The 15,796-nt window shown below is 63.6% G+C and carries 31 protein-coding genes and 1 pseudogene; all 32 read right to left on the bottom strand.

Translation table 11 applies throughout. The features are described from left to right. Positions 1-30 precede the first annotated feature (30 nt). A complete protein-coding gene (locus DV704_RS02800) occupies positions 31-516 on the bottom strand; it encodes a bL17 family ribosomal protein (RefSeq protein WP_114798055.1) in 486 nt (161 codons plus the stop codon). A 6-nt stretch (positions 517-522) separates the two neighbouring features. Continuing rightward, entirely contained in the window at positions 523-1,482 is a 960-nt protein-coding gene (locus DV704_RS02795) for a DNA-directed RNA polymerase subunit alpha (RefSeq protein ID WP_114798054.1), read from the bottom strand. Positions 1,483-1,524: 42 nt separating this feature from the next. Next, entirely contained in the window at positions 1,525-2,142 is a 618-nt protein-coding gene (gene rpsD, locus DV704_RS02790; RefSeq protein WP_114798053.1) for a 30S ribosomal protein S4, read from the bottom strand. 91 nt (positions 2,143-2,233) lie between these two features. Beyond that, complete coding sequence (gene rpsK, locus DV704_RS02785; protein WP_114798052.1) at positions 2,234-2,632, bottom strand: 30S ribosomal protein S11; 399 nt, start codon at positions 2,630-2,632, stop codon at positions 2,234-2,236. A gap of 61 nt (positions 2,633-2,693) precedes the next feature. Continuing rightward, on the bottom strand, positions 2,694-3,074 hold the full coding sequence (gene rpsM, locus DV704_RS02780; RefSeq protein ID WP_114798051.1) for a 30S ribosomal protein S13: 381 nt from the start codon (positions 3,072-3,074) through the stop codon (positions 2,694-2,696). Positions 3,075-3,084: 10 nt separating this feature from the next. Further along, a complete protein-coding gene (gene rpmJ / locus DV704_RS02775; protein WP_114798050.1) occupies positions 3,085-3,198 on the bottom strand; it encodes a 50S ribosomal protein L36 in 114 nt (37 codons plus the stop codon). 13 nt (positions 3,199-3,211) lie between these two features. After that, on the bottom strand, positions 3,212-3,430 hold the full coding sequence (infA, locus tag DV704_RS02770) for a translation initiation factor IF-1 (RefSeq protein WP_114798049.1): 219 nt from the start codon (positions 3,428-3,430) through the stop codon (positions 3,212-3,214). A 15-nt stretch (positions 3,431-3,445) separates the two neighbouring features. After that, positions 3,446-4,237, bottom strand: a complete 792-nt coding sequence (gene map, locus DV704_RS02765) for a type I methionyl aminopeptidase (RefSeq protein ID WP_114798048.1) — start codon at positions 4,235-4,237, stop codon at positions 3,446-3,448. 2 nt (positions 4,238-4,239) lie between these two features. Continuing rightward, on the bottom strand, positions 4,240-4,812 hold the full coding sequence (locus tag DV704_RS02760) for an adenylate kinase (RefSeq protein WP_114798047.1): 573 nt from the start codon (positions 4,810-4,812) through the stop codon (positions 4,240-4,242). Between the two features lie 17 nt (positions 4,813-4,829). Continuing rightward, the gene (gene secY, locus DV704_RS02755; protein ID WP_114798046.1) at positions 4,830-6,152 is read right to left on the bottom strand and encodes a preprotein translocase subunit SecY; all 1,323 of its coding nucleotides are present in this window, start codon (positions 6,150-6,152) and stop codon (positions 4,830-4,832) included. 1 nt (position 6,153) lies between these two features. Next, the gene (gene rplO, locus DV704_RS02750; protein WP_114798045.1) at positions 6,154-6,615 is read right to left on the bottom strand and encodes a 50S ribosomal protein L15; all 462 of its coding nucleotides are present in this window, start codon (positions 6,613-6,615) and stop codon (positions 6,154-6,156) included. Next, entirely contained in the window at positions 6,612-6,788 is a 177-nt protein-coding gene (rpmD, locus tag DV704_RS02745) for a 50S ribosomal protein L30 (RefSeq protein WP_114798044.1), read from the bottom strand. Before rpmD ends, rplO begins: the two co-directional genes overlap by 4 nt. Further along, positions 6,788-7,273, bottom strand: coding sequence for a 30S ribosomal protein S5 (rpsE, locus tag DV704_RS02740; protein ID WP_114798043.1), 486 nt, complete (start codon positions 7,271-7,273; stop codon positions 6,788-6,790). Before rpsE ends, rpmD begins: the two co-directional genes overlap by 1 nt. A gap of 45 nt (positions 7,274-7,318) precedes the next feature. Further along, on the bottom strand, positions 7,319-7,657 hold the full coding sequence (gene rplR, locus DV704_RS02735; RefSeq protein ID WP_114798042.1) for a 50S ribosomal protein L18: 339 nt from the start codon (positions 7,655-7,657) through the stop codon (positions 7,319-7,321). Positions 7,658-7,669: 12 nt separating this feature from the next. Continuing rightward, positions 7,670-8,209: a 50S ribosomal protein L6 gene (gene rplF / locus DV704_RS02730; protein WP_114798041.1), complete on the bottom strand. Its 540-nt coding sequence runs from the start codon at positions 8,207-8,209 to the stop codon at positions 7,670-7,672. Positions 8,210-8,220: 11 nt separating this feature from the next. Next, positions 8,221-8,616, bottom strand: a complete 396-nt coding sequence (gene rpsH, locus DV704_RS02725) for a 30S ribosomal protein S8 (RefSeq protein WP_114798040.1) — start codon at positions 8,614-8,616, stop codon at positions 8,221-8,223. A gap of 117 nt (positions 8,617-8,733) precedes the next feature. Beyond that, positions 8,734-9,003, bottom strand: coding sequence for a 30S ribosomal protein S14 (rpsN, locus tag DV704_RS02720; RefSeq protein ID WP_114798039.1), 270 nt, complete (start codon positions 9,001-9,003; stop codon positions 8,734-8,736). Positions 9,004-9,019: 16 nt separating this feature from the next. After that, positions 9,020-9,571, bottom strand: coding sequence for a 50S ribosomal protein L5 (rplE, locus tag DV704_RS02715; protein WP_114798038.1), 552 nt, complete (start codon positions 9,569-9,571; stop codon positions 9,020-9,022). Positions 9,572-9,582: 11 nt separating this feature from the next. Beyond that, the gene (rplX, locus tag DV704_RS02710) at positions 9,583-9,912 is read right to left on the bottom strand and encodes a 50S ribosomal protein L24 (RefSeq protein ID WP_114798037.1); all 330 of its coding nucleotides are present in this window, start codon (positions 9,910-9,912) and stop codon (positions 9,583-9,585) included. A gap of 180 nt (positions 9,913-10,092) precedes the next feature. Continuing rightward, on the bottom strand, positions 10,093-10,461 hold the full coding sequence (gene rplN, locus DV704_RS02705; protein WP_114798036.1) for a 50S ribosomal protein L14: 369 nt from the start codon (positions 10,459-10,461) through the stop codon (positions 10,093-10,095). Next, positions 10,458-10,751 carry a 30S ribosomal protein S17 gene (rpsQ, locus tag DV704_RS02700; protein ID WP_114798035.1) on the bottom strand — a complete coding sequence of 98 codons (294 nt, stop codon included), beginning with the start codon at positions 10,749-10,751 and terminating at the stop codon, positions 10,458-10,460. Before rpsQ ends, rplN begins: the two co-directional genes overlap by 4 nt. Further along, positions 10,744-10,962 (bottom strand): 50S ribosomal protein L29, encoded by a 219-nt coding sequence (gene rpmC / locus DV704_RS02695; protein ID WP_114798034.1) that lies wholly within the window; start codon positions 10,960-10,962, stop codon positions 10,744-10,746. The genes rpsQ and rpmC overlap by 8 nt, the downstream gene beginning before the upstream one ends. Continuing rightward, positions 10,940-11,365, bottom strand: coding sequence for a 50S ribosomal protein L16 (gene rplP / locus DV704_RS02690; RefSeq protein WP_114798033.1), 426 nt, complete (start codon positions 11,363-11,365; stop codon positions 10,940-10,942). Before rplP ends, rpmC begins: the two co-directional genes overlap by 23 nt. Positions 11,366-11,368: 3 nt before the next feature. After that, positions 11,369-12,118: a 30S ribosomal protein S3 gene (gene rpsC / locus DV704_RS02685; protein ID WP_114798032.1), complete on the bottom strand. Its 750-nt coding sequence runs from the start codon at positions 12,116-12,118 to the stop codon at positions 11,369-11,371. Next, complete coding sequence (rplV, locus tag DV704_RS02680; RefSeq protein WP_114798411.1) at positions 12,111-12,503, bottom strand: 50S ribosomal protein L22; 393 nt, start codon at positions 12,501-12,503, stop codon at positions 12,111-12,113. Before rplV ends, rpsC begins: the two co-directional genes overlap by 8 nt. A 110-nt stretch (positions 12,504-12,613) precedes the next feature. Next, complete coding sequence (gene rpsS / locus DV704_RS02675) at positions 12,614-12,892, bottom strand: 30S ribosomal protein S19 (RefSeq protein ID WP_114798031.1); 279 nt, start codon at positions 12,890-12,892, stop codon at positions 12,614-12,616. Between the two features lie 12 nt (positions 12,893-12,904). Further along, complete coding sequence (gene rplB / locus DV704_RS02670) at positions 12,905-13,732, bottom strand: 50S ribosomal protein L2 (RefSeq protein WP_114798030.1); 828 nt, start codon at positions 13,730-13,732, stop codon at positions 12,905-12,907. 71 nt (positions 13,733-13,803) lie between these two features. Further along, complete coding sequence (locus tag DV704_RS02665; protein ID WP_114798029.1) at positions 13,804-14,094, bottom strand: 50S ribosomal protein L23; 291 nt, start codon at positions 14,092-14,094, stop codon at positions 13,804-13,806. Next, on the bottom strand, positions 14,091-14,702 hold the full coding sequence (gene rplD / locus DV704_RS02660; RefSeq protein ID WP_114798028.1) for a 50S ribosomal protein L4: 612 nt from the start codon (positions 14,700-14,702) through the stop codon (positions 14,091-14,093). The genes DV704_RS02665 and rplD overlap by 4 nt, the downstream gene beginning before the upstream one ends. Next, complete coding sequence (rplC, locus tag DV704_RS02655; protein ID WP_114798027.1) at positions 14,702-15,343, bottom strand: 50S ribosomal protein L3; 642 nt, start codon at positions 15,341-15,343, stop codon at positions 14,702-14,704. The genes rplD and rplC overlap by 1 nt, the downstream gene beginning before the upstream one ends. Beyond that, entirely contained in the window at positions 15,343-15,657 is a 315-nt protein-coding gene (gene rpsJ / locus DV704_RS02650; RefSeq protein WP_114798026.1) for a 30S ribosomal protein S10, read from the bottom strand. The genes rplC and rpsJ overlap by 1 nt, the downstream gene beginning before the upstream one ends. A 12-nt stretch (positions 15,658-15,669) precedes the next feature. Continuing rightward, positions 15,670-15,796, bottom strand: a pseudogene (tuf, locus tag DV704_RS02645) (elongation factor Tu); the annotation flags it as partial.

Genomic DNA, 15,796 nt, shown 5'->3' with positions numbered 1-15,796 from the left:
CCCATCGGGCGGGAAGAGAAAGGTAAACGCTCAGCTCACCAGCTCCACCAGGGCGAGCTGGGTGCCATCGCCCCGGCGGCGCAGGGCCAGCTTCAACACCCGGGTGTAGCCCCCTGGGCGGTCGGCGTAGCGGGGGGCGATCTCTTCCAAAAGACGTTTGACCAGCTTGGGGTCGTGCAGGTCGCGCAGGAGCTGGCGGCGCAGGTGGTTGCGTCGGGCATAGGCAGCCAGCTCCTCCGGAGTGGCCAGGCGCTCGCCCTCCTTCAGGGGCAGCTCGCGCCCATCCTTATCGCGGCGCTTGGTAAAGCGAACCCCCTCCGGCACCTTGAGGGTGGGGGCTTTCTTCGCGGTGGTAATCAGGTGGTCCACAAAGCCCACCAGCTCCTTGGCCTTGGGAATGGTGGTGACAATCCGCCCCTCCGGCGAGAGCAACAGGCTCTTGGCCAGGTTGCGGAACAGGGCCACCCGGTGCGCCGAGTGGCGGTTCAGTTTTCTACCAGCTTTGCGGTGACGCATAGATACCTACTCCCTTATGCTCAGCCCGTGCTGGGCCAGGCAGTCCTTGATCTCCTGCAGGCTGCGATCGCCAATCCCCGGTACCTTTTTGAGCTCCTTTTCGGAGAGCGCCAATAGGCTCTCCACGCTCTCAATCCCCTCTTCCTTGAGGTTATGGAGCACCCGCGTGGTCAGACCCAGGTCCTCCAGGGTCAACCCCACCGCCCTGGAGGGGGGCGGCGGAGCCGGTTGGGAGGGTTGGGCAGGGGCCGCAGCGGCGGGCTTGGACTCCAGGCGCATGACCGGCGACTGGTCGAAGAAGCTGAGCTGCTCACGCAAAATGGTCACCGCCCGCTGAAGAGCGTCCATGGGCGAGATGGCCCCGTTGGTCCAGACCCGCAGGGTCAGCTTGTCCAGGTCGGTGCGCTGGCCCAGCCGGGTATCCTCCACCTGGTAGGCCACCCGGCGCACCGGGGAGTAAAGAGCGTCCACAGGAATCGAGGAGATGCGGTCCTTGATCCCATGCTTCTCGGCCGGCACATACCCCACCCCCTCGTCTACCCGAATCTCCATCACCAGCTTGCCCTTCTCTTCTAGCGTAGCGAGGTAGAGGTCGGGGTTGACAACCTCGGCATCGGGGGGGCACTCGAGGTCGCGGGCGTAAATCACCCTGGGCCCGGTGGCCCGCAGGGTCAGGATCTTGGGCCCGCTGCCCGGCTGTGCGAAGCGCACCACCAGCTCCTTGAGGTTCAGGATGAGCTGCATGGCGTCCTCCTTGACCCCAGGGATTGGGGAGAATTCATGCAGCACATCCTCGATGTACACGCTGGTGACAGCGGTGCCCGGAATTGAGGAGAGGAGAATGCGACGCAGAGGGTTCCCCAAAGTCACGCCGAAGCCCCGCTCGAGGGGCTCGAGCACGAATTCGCCGTAGTTGCCGTCAATACGGGCATTGAAGACAGGGGCTTTGGTCTTGGTGGTTTCCAAATTGACCTCCTCCGGAGGCGCGGTCGGCTCCGATGGCGCGGACTATCGGGAGTAGAACTCGATCACGAGCTGCTCGTTGACCGGCAACGAGAGCATCTCCCGCTCAGGTAGGCGCAGGAATTTGCCGGTCATGGTCTCGGGGTTGAACTCGAGCCAGGGGAAGGCCTTGCGGTTCTTGAAGCGCTCGACGTTTTGAATGATGAACTCCATCTTCTTGGCCCGCTCCGAAACCCTCACCTCATCCCCCGGCCTAAGCCGGTAGCCCGGGAGGGTTACCCGGCGCCCGTTGACCAGGATGTGCCCGTGGCGCACAAACTGCCGGGCTTGGCGCCGGGTGGAGGCAATCCCCATGCGGAAGACCACGTTGTCCAGCCGGCTCTCCAGGAGCTGCAGGAAGACGGTGCCCGTCACCCCCTTCTTGCGGCTGGCCTCCTCAAAGAGGTTGCGGAACTGGGTCTCCGACAGGTTGTAGATGAAGCGCAGCTTCTGCTTTTCACGCAGGCGCACCGCGTAGTCGGAAGGGCGTCCCTTGCGCTTCTGCCCATGCTGGCCAGGAGCGTACGGGCGGCGGTCAAGATACTTCTGTACCTTCTCGGTCTCGGCGATGTTCACCCCAAGGTGACGCGCCACTTTTACGATTGGTCCTCTATAGCGACCCATTCTCTCTCCTCATGCGGCAGCTAAAGCTTCCGGGTTCCCAGGAAGACGGGGTGAAACAGGGAACCAAAGTTTCACCCCTGCGAAAAAGCCTCTAGACCGCTTTGCGAAACTTCTTGCGCGGGCGGCAGCCGTTGTGGGGCACCGGCGTGTCATCCACAATTGAGCGCACCTGCAACCCGCTGGCCTGCAAGGCCCGTATGGCCTGCTCACGGCCCGCCCCGGTACCCCGCACCACCACCTCCACGCTGGTCATGCCAAAGCCCTGGGCCTTCTTGGCCGCATCCATAGCGGCAAGCTGGGCGGCGTATGGGGTGCCCTTGCGGCTGCCCTTGTAGCCAATCACCCCACCCGAGGACCAGGTGACCGGGTTACCCTCGGGGTCGGTTATGGTGACGATGGTGTTGTTGTACGAAGCGTGGATAAAGGCCTTCCCAGAGGGCACCTGACGCTTGACCTTTTTCTTCCGACCTGTAGTTTTCTTCTCGGCCATACTCTCCTCGTTCTAGCCCGCGCAAAGGCGCAGGGCACCTGGAGTCTCCGCTGGCGCTTTGTTACTTGCGGGGCGCTTTCTTCTTCCCTGCCACCGTTTTGCGGGGCCCTTTGCGGGTACGGGCATTGGTGCGGGTGCGCTGTCCCCGCACCGGCATCCCCCGGCGGTGACGCAGACCCCGGTAGCAACCGATATCCATCAGCCGCTTGATGTTGGCGGCCACCTCAGCCCGCAGCTCGCCCTCGAGCTTGTACTTACCCTCCACAAACTCGCGCAAGCGGGCCACCTCGGCCTCGGTCAGGTCCTTTACCCGGGTGGCAGGGTTCACTTGGGTCGCTTCCAGGGCCTCCTTGGCCCGGGCCGGGCCGATTCCGTAGATGTAGGTCAGGGCCACATCCACGCGCTTGTTGCGGGGGATCTCCACACCTGCGATACGCGCCATCCCTTACCTCCTAGCCCTGCCGCTGCTTGTGGGTGGGGTCTTCGCAGATCACGTAGACACGCCCACGACGGCGAATTACCTTGCACTTGTCGCACATTCTCTTGACCGAAGTACGCACTTTCATCTTGGCTCCCTCGCTATCGCCGGTACACAATCCGCCCGCGGGTGGGGTCGTAGGGGGTGATCTCCACCACCACCCGGTCGCCCGGCAGAATTCGGATGTAGTTCATCCGCATCTTGCCGGAGATGTAGCAAAGTATCTCCGGACCGTTGTCAAGCTGCACCCGGAAGGTGGTGTTGGGCAGGGCCTCACTGACCACACCCTCTGCACGAATGGTGTCCTTCTCCTTGGGCAAGCGCTCCTCCTCGCACTACCGGCCTACCGGCATAGACTTCTGGCTCCCCGTCAGGAGGCGAGGGCCAGACTCGGTTATGAGGACCGTGTTTTCGTAGTGGGCCGCCAGGTTGCCTTTTCCAACCGTGGCCGTCCAACCATCCTGCAATATTACCATCTTGGCCGGGTATAAAGCAACCATAGGCTCAAAGGCCAGGGTCATGCCCGGGCGCAGCTTGGGCCCCTTGCCCGGCTCACCGTAGTTGGGCACCTGGGGATCTTCGTGAAGTTCACGGCCCACCCCGTGCCCCACCATCTCGCGAATGCACCACAGACCGTGCTGACGCTCCACAAAGTCCTGTACCGCTGCACCCACATCCCCAATTCGTTTTCCCGGACGCAGAAGCTCAAATCCTACCCAGAAGGCCTCCTCGGTGACCCGCATGAGCCGCTCAGCCTCCGGAGAAACCCTGCCAATGGCATAGGTCCGGGCCATGTCGGTGGTATAGCCATCGTAGGTGAAGAGGAAGTCGATTTTAAGAAGCTCCCCCTCCCGCAAGGGCCGCTTGGAGGGAAGGCCATGCACCACCACATCGTCCACCGACATGCAGGTCGCGCTGGGATAGGGTACCGTGCCCCCTGCCCGGTAGCCGATCTGCGGGGCCTTGCCCCCCACCCGCTCAATGGCCTGCAGGATGAGCTGGTCCAGCTCGTAGGTGCTCACCCCGGGACGGATATGGGGCTCCACCTCGGCAAAAATGGCGGTGTGGAGCTGACCGGTTTTGGTCATCTTCTCAATCTCCCAGGGTGACTTGATGTAGATGGCCATGGCTAAGCCCGAAGCCCCAGCGCTGCCTGGATAGCCTGATAGACCTCTTCCACCTGACCCAGACCGTTGATTTCCTTCAGGCTCCCGGTGCGGGCGTAGTAGTCCACCAAAGGCTGGGTCTTCTGGCGGTACTCCACCATACGGGCCCGGATGGTCTCCTCGTTGTCGTCCGAGCGCCCCTCCTGCTGGGCCCGGCCTAAAAGGCGTCGGATCAGCTCCTCCTCAGGGGCCGTTACCAGCAAAACCCCCAGCAGACGAATCTGCCGCTCAGCCAGCAACCTGTCCAAAGCCTCGGCCTGGGCCAGGGTCCGGGGAAAACCGTCGAAGATGACCCGGGGGTTGGGCATCGCGGCCAGTTCCTCGCCGATGATACCCAGAATAATTTCGTCTGGAACCAGCTTGCCCGCGTCCATGAGGGGCTTGGCCAGCCTGCCCAGCTCGGTGCCGCGGGCCACATGGCTGCGGAGAATCTCCCCGGTGGAGAGCTGCCTGAAGCCCAGGTCAGCCGCCAACCGTTTGGCCTGGGTGCCCTTGCCCGCTCCGGGGGGGCCTAGAAAAATCACCGCCTCTGCCATCGCAACGCTCTCCTCTTCTAGCGGGTGCGCCCCCGCAGACGACCACGCGAAAGGAAGCCCTCGTAGTTGCGCATCTGGAGCTGGGCCTCGATCTGGCGCAGGGTGTCAAGGGCTACCCCCACCACGATCAGGAGGCTGATACCGGAAAAGTGGAAGGCCAGGGTGGTCACCCCGGTCAGGTTCTGCATGATGGTGGGCAGGGCCGCCACCAACCCCAAAAAGATGGCCCCCCAGAGGGTAAGACGAGAGACGATGTGCTCCAAAAACTTCACCGTAGGCTCGCCCGGTCGAATACCCGGGATAAAGCCGCCGTACTCCCGCAGGTTCTCCGAGATACGCCGGGGGTCAAACTGCACCGCGGTGTAGACATAGGTGAAGCCGATGATGAGGAGCACCTCGATCAGGAGCCCTGGGAAGCGGTTGGGGGTGAAAAAGTTGGCCACCGCCTGGGCCACCGAGGAGTCCGGGAAGACCCCGGTAAGAAAAAGCGGAAGCTGCAGCAGGGCCGCTGCAAAGATGATGGGGATCACCCCGGCGGCATTGAGTTTGATGGGGATATAAGTGGCCTGCCCCCCAAACATCCTGCGCCCCACCTGCTTGCGGGCGTACTGGACCGGAATGCGCCGCTCGGCTTGCTGCACCGCAGCCATGGCCGCAAAGGCCAGCACGACGAAGGCCAGGAAGAAGAGGAGGGCAATCAGGTTGACCTCCCCGGTGCGCACCAGGCCAAAGGTGCGGACCAGCTGCGGTCCCCAGGAAGCCACAATCCCAGCAAAGATCACCATGCTGGTGCCGTTGCCGATGCCGTATTCGGTGATGCGCTCGGCCATCCAAAGCAACAGGGCTATGCCCGCCACCTGGGTAACCACCACCACGAAGTAGAAGAAGAAGCCCGGCTCCCATCCAGGCAGAAGGAAGGCCCCGTTGTTGGCCCCCAAGAAGGCCGTGGCCAGAAAAAGGCCTTGCACCGCTCCTAGGGCAATCCCCCCAATACGGGTGTACTGGGTGATGATGCGGCGGCCCTCCTCCCCCTCCTTCTGCAGCTTCTCCAGCGCCGGGACCACCGTGACCAGGAGTTGCATGATGATGGCCGCGGTGATGTAGGGCATAATGCCCAGGGCGAAGATGGAGAACTGCTCGAAGTTTCCGCCTGAGAATAGGTTTATCAAGCCCAGGGCGCTGCCCGCCTGGGTCCCGAGGAACTCGCGGATCTTGCTGATGTCCACCCCGGGGGTAGGAATGAAGGTGCCCAACCGGTACAGCGCCAGCACCAGCAGCGTAAACAGGATGCGTTTACGCAGCTCGGGAATAACAATGGCGGAGCGGAAGGCCGCGAGCATCCTAGGCCCCCTCGAGCACAACCGCCTCGCCGCCCGCTGCTTTCAGCTTCTCGATGGCTGCCTGGGAAAACTTATGGGCGTGCACCCGCACCGCGCTGGCCTCCCCGTGGGCCAGCACCTTGACCGGGTAGCCAGGGCGCACCAGACCGGCCTGGACCAGGGCCTCAGGGTTGACCTCTCCCGAGGTGAAGCGCTTGGCGATGGCCCCCAGGTTCACCACCTGGTACTCCACCCGCTTGAGCTCCCCGGTGGAGTAGTTCTTCATGCCCCGCTTAGGCAGACGCATGATCAGGGTGGAGCGCCCCCCCTCAAAACGGGCCGGGTTCTTCACCCCCCCCGAGCGCGACTTCTGCCCTTTGTGACCCCGCCCTGCCGTCTTTCCGTGGCCGGAGCCTGGCCCCCGGCCAACCCGTTTGCGCCGCTTGTTGGCGCCCTCGTTGGGGCGAATATCGGTCAGCTTCATTCCAGCACCTCCACCAGGTGGGCCACCTTGCGAATCTGCCCCCGCACCGCCGGGGTATCCGGTAGCTCCCGCACACGGTGCATCTTGGTAAGCCCCAAAACCTTCAGGGCCGATTTCTGGTCCTTGGGGTAGCCGATCGGGCTCTTGACCAGCCGGACCTTGAGGGTTCCCATCAGGACACCTCCTCGGGCTCCGGCGTCTTGCGCAAGCGCTTGACATCCTCCCAGGTCTGGAGCTGGCGCAAGGCTTCCATGGTGGCGTAGGCGATGTTGATGGGGTTGCGCGAGCCCAGTTCCTTGGTCAGGATATCGGTGATGCCCGCCAGCTCTAAAATGGCCCGGGGCACCTGGCCGGCAATGACCCCTGTGCCCGGGGCCGCTGGGCGCAGCAGGATGGTGGAGGAACCCCAGGTCACGCTCACCTCGTGGGGAATGGTGCCGTTTTGGATGGGCACCTCGATCATATCCCGTTTAGCGTAGTGGTTGGCCTTCTGCACCGCCAAAGGCACCTCCTTGGCCTTACCCAGGCCCAGACCCACCCGGCCCTGGCGGTCCCCCACCGCCACCAAAGCGCCAAAACGAAAGCGGCGGCCTCCTTGGTAGGTTTTGGAGGTGCGGCGCACGAAGATCATCTTCTCTTCAAAGTCGGTTTCCGGCATATCCAACCTCGCAAGGCCGAGGGAATCCAACCAGAGCCCCTCGGCTCAGAACTCCAGTCCTCCTTCGCGGGCCCCCTCGGCCAGGGCCTTGACCCGCCCGTGGTACTTGTAGGCCCCCCGGTCGAAGACCACCTTGGTGATGCCCTTGGCCTTGGCGGCCTCGGCGATGGCCAGCCCCACCTTCCGGGCTACCTCGGTCTTGTTGCCGGTGAGTTTGAGGGCCAGGCTCGAGGCTGCCGCCAGGGTGCGCCCCTGGCTGTCATCGATGATCTGGGCGTAAATGTGCTGCAGGCTGCGGTAGACGGAAAGGCGCAGGCGTCCCGAGGCCTTGACAGCGTTGCGCACCCGGAATTTCCGACGCTCTTCGGTGGAAAGACGTGCCACAACTCCTCCTCATCACTTACCAGCAGCCTTGCCGGGCTTGGTCCTGACCACCTCGTTGGCGTAACGAATGCCTTTGGCATGGTAGGCATCGGGCGGACGCACAGCCCGCACGTTGGCCGCCACCTGGCCCACAAGCTGCTTGTCAATCCCCACCACCCGAATCCGGGTGGGCTCGGGCACCTCGAAGGCAATCCCTGGAGGTGGGGCCACAATGTCCTTGTGGCTGTGGCCCACGGTGAGCTCGAGGTTCTTGCCCTGCAAGGCAGCCCGGTAACCGGTACCGCTGATGACCAGCTCCTTCACATACCCTACCGAAACCCCCTGCACCGCATTGGCGAGCAGGGTACGGGTGAGACCGTGAAGGCTTTTGTGGGTGCGGCTGTCCGAAGGGCGGCTTACGGTTAGCACCCCGTTTTCGTTCTTCACGATTAGGTCGGGGTGCACAGGCACCGCGAGCTCCCCTTTGACCCCTTTGACCCTGACCACCCCCGCGCCCACCTCCACGGTCACCCCTTTGGGCAGGGGAATGGGTTGCTTACCAATTCGCGACATCTTGCCCCCTCCTACCAGACCTCGCAGATGACCTCTCCCCCTACCCCGAGCTTGCGCGCCTCGCGGTCGGGCATGAGCCCCTTGGAGGTGGAGATGATGGCCAGCCCCAGGCCCCGGCGCACCCGGGGCAGGTTTTCCGCCGTCACATAAACCCGCCGCCCCGGGCGGCTGATGCGCCGGATGTGCTGGATAACCTTTTCCCGGCGAGGGCCGTACTTCAGGAAAAGGCGCAGCACCGGCTTACCGTCCACCTCAATGCGCTCCACGCGCCTGAGGAAACCCTCCTCCACCAGGATGCGGGCAATCGCTTCCTTGAACTTGGAGGCGGGAACGTCCACACTCTCCTTGTACACCATGACCCCGTTGCGGATCCGGGTCAGCATATCGGCAATAGGATCGCTGAGCATTGCAGAGTCTCCTTCTTTTTCAAGCCACCGTGCTGGAAGGGGGAGGTTTGCGGAACCCGGTATTGGCCAAACAGGCCAACCTGCCAGCTCAGAACTTCCCCACACAGGGCTTGAAACCTACCAGCTCGCCTTCTTAACCCCAGGCAGCAGGCCCTTGTGGGCCATTTCGCGGAACTGCAAGCGGGAAAGCCCAAAGTACCGGATGTACGCGCGGGCCCGACCCGTCACCGCACAGCGGTTCTTGTGGCGGGTAGGGCTGGCATCCCGGGGCAGCTCGGCCAGCGCAGCGTAGTCCCCGGCCGCCTTCAGGGCCGCCCGTTTGGCCGCATACTTGGCCATGGTTTTGAGCTTGCGCTTCATCCTCTCCACCTGCGACTTCTTGGCCATATCCTCACCTCCTTTCTCACGACTTGCGGAAGGGAAAGCCAAGGTACTCTAGAAGTGCCCGGGCTTCCTCATCGGTCCTGGCGGTGGTAACGATGGCGATATCCATTCCACGCACCGCATCCACCATATCGTAGGTAATCTCAGGGAAGATGGACTGTTCCTTCAGGCCCAGGTTGTAGTTCCCCCGCCCATCGAAGGCATTGGGGTTGAGCCCGCGAAAATCGCGGATGCGGGGCAGGGCAATGTGCACCAGCTTCTCGGCAAATATCCACATCCGGTCCCCCCGCAGGGTAACCCGCAGACCGATGGGCATGCCCTGGCGCAGCTTGAAGTTGGAGATGGACTTCTTAGCCCGGGTAATGGCCGGCTGCTGGCCGGTGATGAAGGCCAGTTCCTTGCCCGCCCGCTCCAGAATCCGGCTGTCGTCCTTGGCCTCGCCCAGGGCCTGGTTGATCACAATCTTAACCAGGCGCGGCACCGCCATAACGTTGGTGTAGCCAAAGCGCTTCATCAGCGCTGGGCGCACTTCCTCTAGGTATCGCTTCTTGAGGGCAACATCCAGCGGCATCGGCAACCCCCTTACTTGGTATCCAACACGCCGTCGCACTTAGCGCAGGCCCGGACCTTGGTGCCGTCGGGCAGGAACTTCTTGCGCACCCGGGTGGGCTTCTCACAACTTGGGCAGATGGGCATCACCTTAGAGGCGTGGATGGGCGCCTCTACCTCGATGAAGCCCCCCTGGGGGTTGCGGGGGTTGGGGCGAACCGCCTTCTTGACCAGGTTCAACCCCTCCACCACCACCAGCCCCTCCTTGGGCATCACCGCCTTAATCTTCCCGGTCTTGCCGCGCAGCCCCTCCTTACCGGAGAGAACCAGCACGGTATCCCCTTTTTTGACATGCACCTTCATCTCTCCTCCGATTCTGCCCCCTGGGGGGTCTCTAGGCGCCAAAGGAAAAGTTTAGCAGAAACGCCCCCAAAAAGCATCCCTGGCCTGCCCCCAGGGCGTGTCCTGGGGGTGATTGCGGGGCTGCAGACCCGGGGCCTGCAGCACATCGGCACTCGCCTACGGCAAGCACCCGCAATCCCTTTAAAGCACCTCCGGGGCCAGCGAAACAATCTTCATAAAGCCGCGCTCTCGCAGCTCGCGGGCCACCGGCCCAAACACACGGGTGCCGCGGGGCTCGTTCTGGGCGTTGATGATGACCGCGGCATTGGTGTCGAAGCGAATGGAGGAGCCATCCGGCCGGCGCACCTCTTTGGCCGTGCGCACCACCACCGCCTTGACCACGTCCCCCTCCTTGACCATGGCTCGAGGGATGGCCTCCTTGACCGAGGCCACAATCACATCCCCCACACTGGCGTACTTGCGATGGTGGCCGCCCAAAACCCGGATGCAGGCGATTTTACGCGCCCCAGTGTTGTCGGCCACCTCCAGCACGGTTTCCTGCTGAATCATGCGTTACCACGCTCCTTACGCAAAAGGTAGCGCTCTACCAGGTCCATCCGGCCCTCCTCGAGCCGCCCCACCACCACAAACCTTTTGCGGCGGGAAATGGGGCGGGACTCGCGAATCTGCACCACATCGCCCAGCTTGTACTGCTCGTTCTCGTCGTGGGCCAGGTACTTCTTCGAGCGCTTGATCACCTTGCCATAGAGCGGGTGGCGCATCTGGCGCTCCACCAGGACCGTAACGGTCTTCTGAGCCTTATCGCTCACCACCACGCCGGTCAGCACCTTCTTAGGCATGGCTGGCTCCCTTCTGCCGCGCCTTCTCGCCTAGGATGGTGAGCATCCGGGCGATCTCCCGCCGGACCTCGCGGATCCGGTGGTTTTTCTCAAGCTGCCCGATACTGGCCTGAAAGCGCAGCTCCATAAGTTCCTTTTTCCTTTCCTGAATCCGCTTCTGCAGCTCAGCTTCAGAGAGCTTGCGCAGCTCACTGGGCTTCGTCGTAGGCATCGCGTCTCACCACCTTGGTCTTGATGGGCAGCTTGTGTCCGGCCAGCCGCAGCGCCTCCCGGGCTTGCTCCTCGCTCACCCCGGAGACCTCAAACATCACCCGGCCCGGCCTCACCACAGCCACGTACCCCTCCACGTTGCCCTTACCCTTACCCATCCGCACCTCGAGGGGCTTCTTGGTGTAGGGCTTATCGGGGAAGATGCGGATGAAAATCTTGCCCCCGCGGCGGAAGTGACGCACCATGGCCACACGGGCCGCCTCAATCTGCTGGCTGGTGATCCAGCTCGGCTCCATAGCCACCAGGCCCCACTCCCCGAAGGCCACGTAGTCGCCCCCCTTGGTGGTGCCCTTCAACCGGCCCCGGTGGGCCTTGCGGTACTTCATGCGCTTGGGCATCAACATGCGCTACTCCCCCCCTTCCTTAGCGGCACCGGCCTTGCGCACCGCCGAGCGGCGACGGGGCTTGCCCTCCTCCCGCTTGGACGCAGCCGGGCGGGCCACGGCCACCGTACCTGTCTTTTTGCTGCCGATAATCTCGCCCAGGAAGATGTAGGCCTTGACCCCCAAGGAGCCGTAGGTGGTCTCGGCTCGAGCCGTACCGTAGTCGATGTTGGCCCGCAGGGTGTGCAAGGGCACGCGGCCCTCCGCCGCCCACTCCACCCGGGCCTGCTCAGCTCCTCCAATGCGGCCAGAGACGATCACCTTAGCCCCCTTAGCCCCGGCCTCCATGACGCGCTGCACCGCCTGCTTGATGCTGCGGCGCACAGCGAAGCGACGTTCAATCTGCTCGGCCACCCGCTGGGCCACCAGGGGTGCGGAGAGGTTGGGGTTGGGCACCTCCTGCACGTTGAGGGCCACGGTGCGCCCGGGAAACTTGCTTTGCAAAAGCTCCCGCAAGCGCTTGATGGTCTCGCCCCCTCGCCCAATGACCACCCCGGGTCGGGCGGCGTGCACCGTGATCGCCACGTTGTCAGCGGCGCGCTCGATGTCGATTCGGGCCAGGCCCGCTGGCTGCAGCTCCTTTTCGATGAGCTCGCGGATCATGCGGTCTTCCGCCAGGACCTTGGCGTAGGTTTTCTTGCCCGCGTACCAGCGCGACTCGAAGTCGCGGGTAATGCCCAGGCGCAGACCTATGGGATGAATCTTGTTACCCATTCTTCTCCCCCACGACGATGGTGATGTGGCTGGTACGCTTCTTGATCATGTGGGCGCTCCCACGAGCCCTGGGCAGCGCCCGCTTGAGGGCCGGCCCCTCGTCCACGAAGGCCGCCTTGACGTACATCCGGTCCTCTAGCATGTTCTTGCGGTCGTCGTTGATACCGTTGGCGGCCGCCGACTCGAGCACCTTGGCCACCACCCGAGCGGCCCGGTGCGGGGTGTACCTGAGGATGGCCCGGGCCTCCTCCAGGCTCTTACCCCGGATGAGGTCCACCACCCGCCGCACCTTGCGGGGCGACATGCGCACATAGCGGGCTCGAGCCAAGGCATAGGTGTGCGGGGTCTCGTTCTTCAAGGCCTCGCCCCGCTCCCGCAGGGGCATCCGGGCGTAGCGCATGAGCCCCGCCGAACCGGGGTAGTGCACATCGCGCAGGTCCTTGCGTATGTCGCTGCGCTCCCCTTTCTTCAGTCGCTTCCTCTCCACCTTGGACCTCACTTCTTAGCGGTCTTGGCCTCTTTACCGTGGCCCCGGTAGGTACGGGTGGGCGAGAACTCTCCCAGCTTGTGCCCCACCATCTGCTCGGTGATGTAAACCGGCACGTGCTGCTTGCCGTTGTAGACCGCCAGGGTGTGCCCCACCATCTCGGGCACAATGGTGCTGCGGCGGCTCCAGGTCTTGATCACCCGCTTCTCGCCCTTGGCGTTTAGCGCCTCGATTTTCTCAAGCAGGTGGCTGTCCACGAAGACTCCTTTTTTCAAGCTACGCGGCATGGTTCACCTCCCTCACTTGCGGCGCGCGACGATGAAGGCGCTCGAGGGCTTCTTCCGCTTGCGAGTCTTGAGGCCCTTGGCCTGCTGGCCCCAGGGCGAGACCGGGGGACGGCCGCGAGGAGCGCGCCCCTCCCCACCGCCGTGGGGGTGGTCCACCGGGTTCATCACCGAACCGCGCACGTGGCCCTTACGACCCAGGTAGCGGGTGCGGCCAGCCTTGCCCAGCACGATGTTCTTGTGGTCGGCGTTGGAAACCACGCCCACGGTGGCGTAGCACTCCCCGTGCACCCTCCTGAGTTCCCCCGAGGGCAGGCGCAGCACCACATAGTCGCCCTCGCGGCCCTGCACCTGAACGCTGGTGCCTGCACTGCGGGCCATCTTGGCGCCCTTGCCCGGCTCCAGCTCCACCGCGTGGATAACCGTACCCACCGGGATGAAGCGCAGGGGGAGGGCATTCCCCACCGAGATAGGGGCCTCCGGGCCGCTCAACACCGTGGCCCCCACCGCCAAAGCATCGGGCGCTAGAATATAGCGCTTCTCGCCATCTCGGTAGTGCAGGAGGGCGATACGGGCGGTGCGGTTGGGGTCGTACTCCAAAGCTGCTACTTTAGCCGGGATGCCTGCCTTGTCGCGGCGGTGAAAGTCAATGATGCGGTAAAGCCGCTTGTGGCCGCCCCCACGAAAACGCGCGGTGATGCGCCCCTGGTTGTTGCGCCCACCAGTCTTCTTCAGAGGAACCGTGAGGCTCTTCTCCGGGCGCTTCTTGGTCAGAAGGGAGAAGTCCGCCACGGTCATGAAGCGGCGCGAGGGGGTGTAGGGTTTGAACTTCTTGACTGCCATCTTTGCTTCCTCTCACCTGATACGCATGGGCCGGGTCATGCTGCTGCCAAGTGACGTTGTATCCTCGGCCTTCAGATCAACCCTTCCAGGGCCTCGATCTTTTGCCCCTCCGCTACCTTCACAATGGCCTTCTTGCGATCGGGGCGCTTGCCCACAAAGCGGCCCAGACGCTTCTCCTTGCCGCGCACGTTCTGGGTGTTAACCCGCACCACCTTGACCTTGAAGGCCGCCTCCACCGCGTTGGCAATCTCGGTCTTGGTGGCCTCGGGGTGCACCCAAAAGGTGTACTCGCCGCTGGCAAAGCGGGCATAGGCCTTCTCAGAAAGAACCGGCTTCAGAATCACATCGTAGGGCGTCTTCACTGGGCCTCACCCCCCAACCGGGCCTGCACATCCGCCCAAAGCGCCGCCTCCACCACCAACACCTCCCGCCGCAGTATGTCGTATACATTCAGCCCCTCCGGGGCCAGCACCCATACCTGCGGCAGGTTGCGGGCCGAGCGGGCCACCTTCTCGTCGCGGGTCACCAACAGGATGGAGGGGCCTTCCAGATTGTGGCTCTTGAGCCAGGCTACGAACTCCTTGGTTTTGCCGTTCACCCCTTCAAACTGCTCCACCAAAAACAGCTTCCCCTCCCGCGCCCGATCGGCCAGGGCCATACCCAGGCCCAGCCTGCGCACCTTTTTGGGCAGGGTGTAGCTGTAGTCGCGCGGCTGGGGCCCAAACACCGTACCCCCGCCCACGAAGATGGGCGCCCCAAAATCGCCGTGACGGGCCCGCCCGGTGTGCTTCTGGGGGTACATCTTCTTGCTGGTGAAGCTGACCATCCCGCGGGTCTTGGTGGCCGCCGTGCCCCGACGGCGGGAGGCCATCTGCCAGCGCACAACCTCGTAGAGCACGTGGGGGCTTACCTCCGCAGGAAGGTGGGCCTCCACGGTCCTGCTGCTGCCGAGCACCGGAATGCTGTACATCACTTACCTCCCTTGCCCGCTTTCTCCGGTACCTTGCTGGTCTCCCGCACGATCACCAGGCTGCCGTTGGCCCCCGGCACCGACCCCTTGACCAAAAGCAGGTTCTCCTCGGCGAGCACATCCACCACCTCGAGGCCCTGGATGGTCACCCGCTCGTTGCCCCAGCGCCCGGCCATCTTCTTTCCCTTGAAGACCCGGCCCGGGGTCTTGCGGTTGCCGATGGAGCCCGGATGACGGTGGACCTTGTGGGCACCGTGGGAGTCATAGCCCCCAGCAAAGTTCCAGCGCTTCATCACGCCGGTAAACCCGCGGCCCTTGGAGGTACCGGTCACGTCCACCACCTCGCCCGGTTTGAAAATCTCCACCGTCACGGTATCCCCCTCGGGGCTGAAGCCCCGTATCTCCCGCAAATACCGCACCGGCTCCACCCCAGCCCGGGCAAAGTGGCCCTTCAGGGGCTTGTTCACCCGCTGGGGTTTTTGGGGAAGGAAACCGAGCTGAACCGCCTCGTAGCCGTCCTTTTCCACCGTCTTGCGCTGTACGACCGGGCAAGGACCAGCCAGGATAACGGTCACGGGCACCACCCGGTCCCCCCTCCAGATCTGGGTCATGCCCACCTTGGTTCCAAGGATGCCCTTCATCAGCGGCCTCCTATCATCTTGAGTTCAATCTCCACGCCGGTGGGCAGATCCAGGTTCCGCAGCCCCTCTATGGTCTTGGGGGTGGGATCGGTGATGTCTACCAACCGATTGTGGGTGCGCAGCTCGAAGTGCTCCCGGCTGTCCTTGTGCTTGAAAGGACTGCGCAGCACGGTAAAGCGGCGTACCCGGGTGGGCAGGGGCACCGGACCCGAGACCTTGGCCCCGCTGCGGCGAGCCGTCTCCACGATTTTGGCCGCCGAGGCATCCAGGCTCTTGTGGTCAAAGCCCCGAAGTTTGATGCGGATCTTTGGCACGCTGGGCCTCCCTCACTCGATGATTTTGGACACCACACCGGCGCCGACGGTACGTCCTCCTTCGCGGATGGCGAAGCGGAGGCCTTCTTCCAGGGCGATGGGCTTGATGAGCTCGACGGTGAAGGTGACGTTGTCCCCC

Source organism: Meiothermus sp. QL-1 (assembly GCF_003351145.1).
Lineage (GTDB): Bacteria > Deinococcota > Deinococci > Deinococcales > Thermaceae > Meiothermus.
Note: the sequence above shows the minus strand (reverse complement) of the source record. Positions and strands in the feature narration are given on the sequence as shown.

Bases quoted from the DNA above. Each gene is read 5' to 3' on its own strand.
- rpmJ (WP_114798050.1), bottom strand. From the start codon at position 3,198: ATGAAAGTGCGTACTTCGGTCAAGAGAATGTGCGACAAGTGCAAGGTA.
- rplC (WP_114798027.1), bottom strand. From the start codon at position 15,343: ATGAAGGGCATCCTTGGAACCAAGGTGGGCATGACCCAGATCTGGAGG.
- rplX (WP_114798037.1), bottom strand. From the start codon at position 9,912: ATGAAGGTGCATGTCAAAAAAGGGGATACCGTGCTGGTTCTCTCCGGT.
- rpmD (WP_114798044.1), bottom strand. From the start codon at position 6,788: ATGGGAACCCTCAAGGTCCGGCTGGTCAAGAGCCCGATCGGCTACCCC.
- rplO (WP_114798045.1), bottom strand. From the start codon at position 6,615: ATGAAGCTGACCGATATTCGCCCCAACGAGGGCGCCAACAAGCGGCGC.
- rpsQ (WP_114798035.1), bottom strand. From the start codon at position 10,751: ATGCCTAAGAAGGTGCTGACCGGCGTGGTGGTGAGCGATAAGGCTCAG.
- rplB (WP_114798030.1), bottom strand. From the start codon at position 13,732: ATGGCAGTCAAGAAGTTCAAACCCTACACCCCCTCGCGCCGCTTCATG.
- rpsS (WP_114798031.1), bottom strand. From the start codon at position 12,892: ATGCCGCGTAGCTTGAAAAAAGGAGTCTTCGTGGACAGCCACCTGCTT.
- rpsH (WP_114798040.1), bottom strand. From the start codon at position 8,616: ATGCTCAGCGATCCTATTGCCGATATGCTGACCCGGATCCGCAACGGG.
- DV704_RS02800 (WP_114798055.1), bottom strand. From the start codon at position 516: ATGCGTCACCGCAAAGCTGGTAGAAAACTGAACCGCCACTCGGCGCAC.
- rplN (WP_114798036.1), bottom strand. From the start codon at position 10,461: ATGATTCAGCAGGAAACCGTGCTGGAGGTGGCCGACAACACTGGGGCG.
- secY (WP_114798046.1), bottom strand. From the start codon at position 6,152: ATGCTCGCGGCCTTCCGCTCCGCCATTGTTATTCCCGAGCTGCGTAAA.
- rplV (WP_114798411.1), bottom strand. From the start codon at position 12,503: ATGCCCCTGCGGGAGCGGGGCGAGGCCTTGAAGAACGAGACCCCGCAC.
- rplF (WP_114798041.1), bottom strand. From the start codon at position 8,209: ATGTCGCGAATTGGTAAGCAACCCATTCCCCTGCCCAAAGGGGTGACC.
- rpsD (WP_114798053.1), bottom strand. From the start codon at position 2,142: ATGGGTCGCTATAGAGGACCAATCGTAAAAGTGGCGCGTCACCTTGGG.
- rpsC (WP_114798032.1), bottom strand. From the start codon at position 12,118: ATGGGTAACAAGATTCATCCCATAGGTCTGCGCCTGGGCATTACCCGC.
- rpsK (WP_114798052.1), bottom strand. From the start codon at position 2,632: ATGGCCGAGAAGAAAACTACAGGTCGGAAGAAAAAGGTCAAGCGTCAG.
- rplP (WP_114798033.1), bottom strand. From the start codon at position 11,365: ATGTTGATGCCCAAGCGCATGAAGTACCGCAAGGCCCACCGGGGCCGG.
- rplD (WP_114798028.1), bottom strand. From the start codon at position 14,702: ATGTACAGCATTCCGGTGCTCGGCAGCAGCAGGACCGTGGAGGCCCAC.
- map (WP_114798048.1), bottom strand. From the start codon at position 4,237: ATGGCCATCTACATCAAGTCACCCTGGGAGATTGAGAAGATGACCAAA.
- DV704_RS02760 (WP_114798047.1), bottom strand. From the start codon at position 4,812: ATGGCAGAGGCGGTGATTTTTCTAGGCCCCCCCGGAGCGGGCAAGGGC.
- rpmC (WP_114798034.1), bottom strand. From the start codon at position 10,962: ATGCCTACGACGAAGCCCAGTGAGCTGCGCAAGCTCTCTGAAGCTGAG.
- rpsN (WP_114798039.1), bottom strand. From the start codon at position 9,003: ATGGCCAAGAAGTCGCAGGTGGAGAGGATGAAGCGCAAGCTCAAAACC.
- rpsM (WP_114798051.1), bottom strand. From the start codon at position 3,074: ATGGCGCGTATCGCAGGTGTGGAGATCCCCCGCAACAAGCGCGTGGAT.
- rpsE (WP_114798043.1), bottom strand. From the start codon at position 7,273: ATGCCGGAAACCGACTTTGAAGAGAAGATGATCTTCGTGCGCCGCACC.
- rplE (WP_114798038.1), bottom strand. From the start codon at position 9,571: ATGCCGCTGGATGTTGCCCTCAAGAAGCGATACCTAGAGGAAGTGCGC.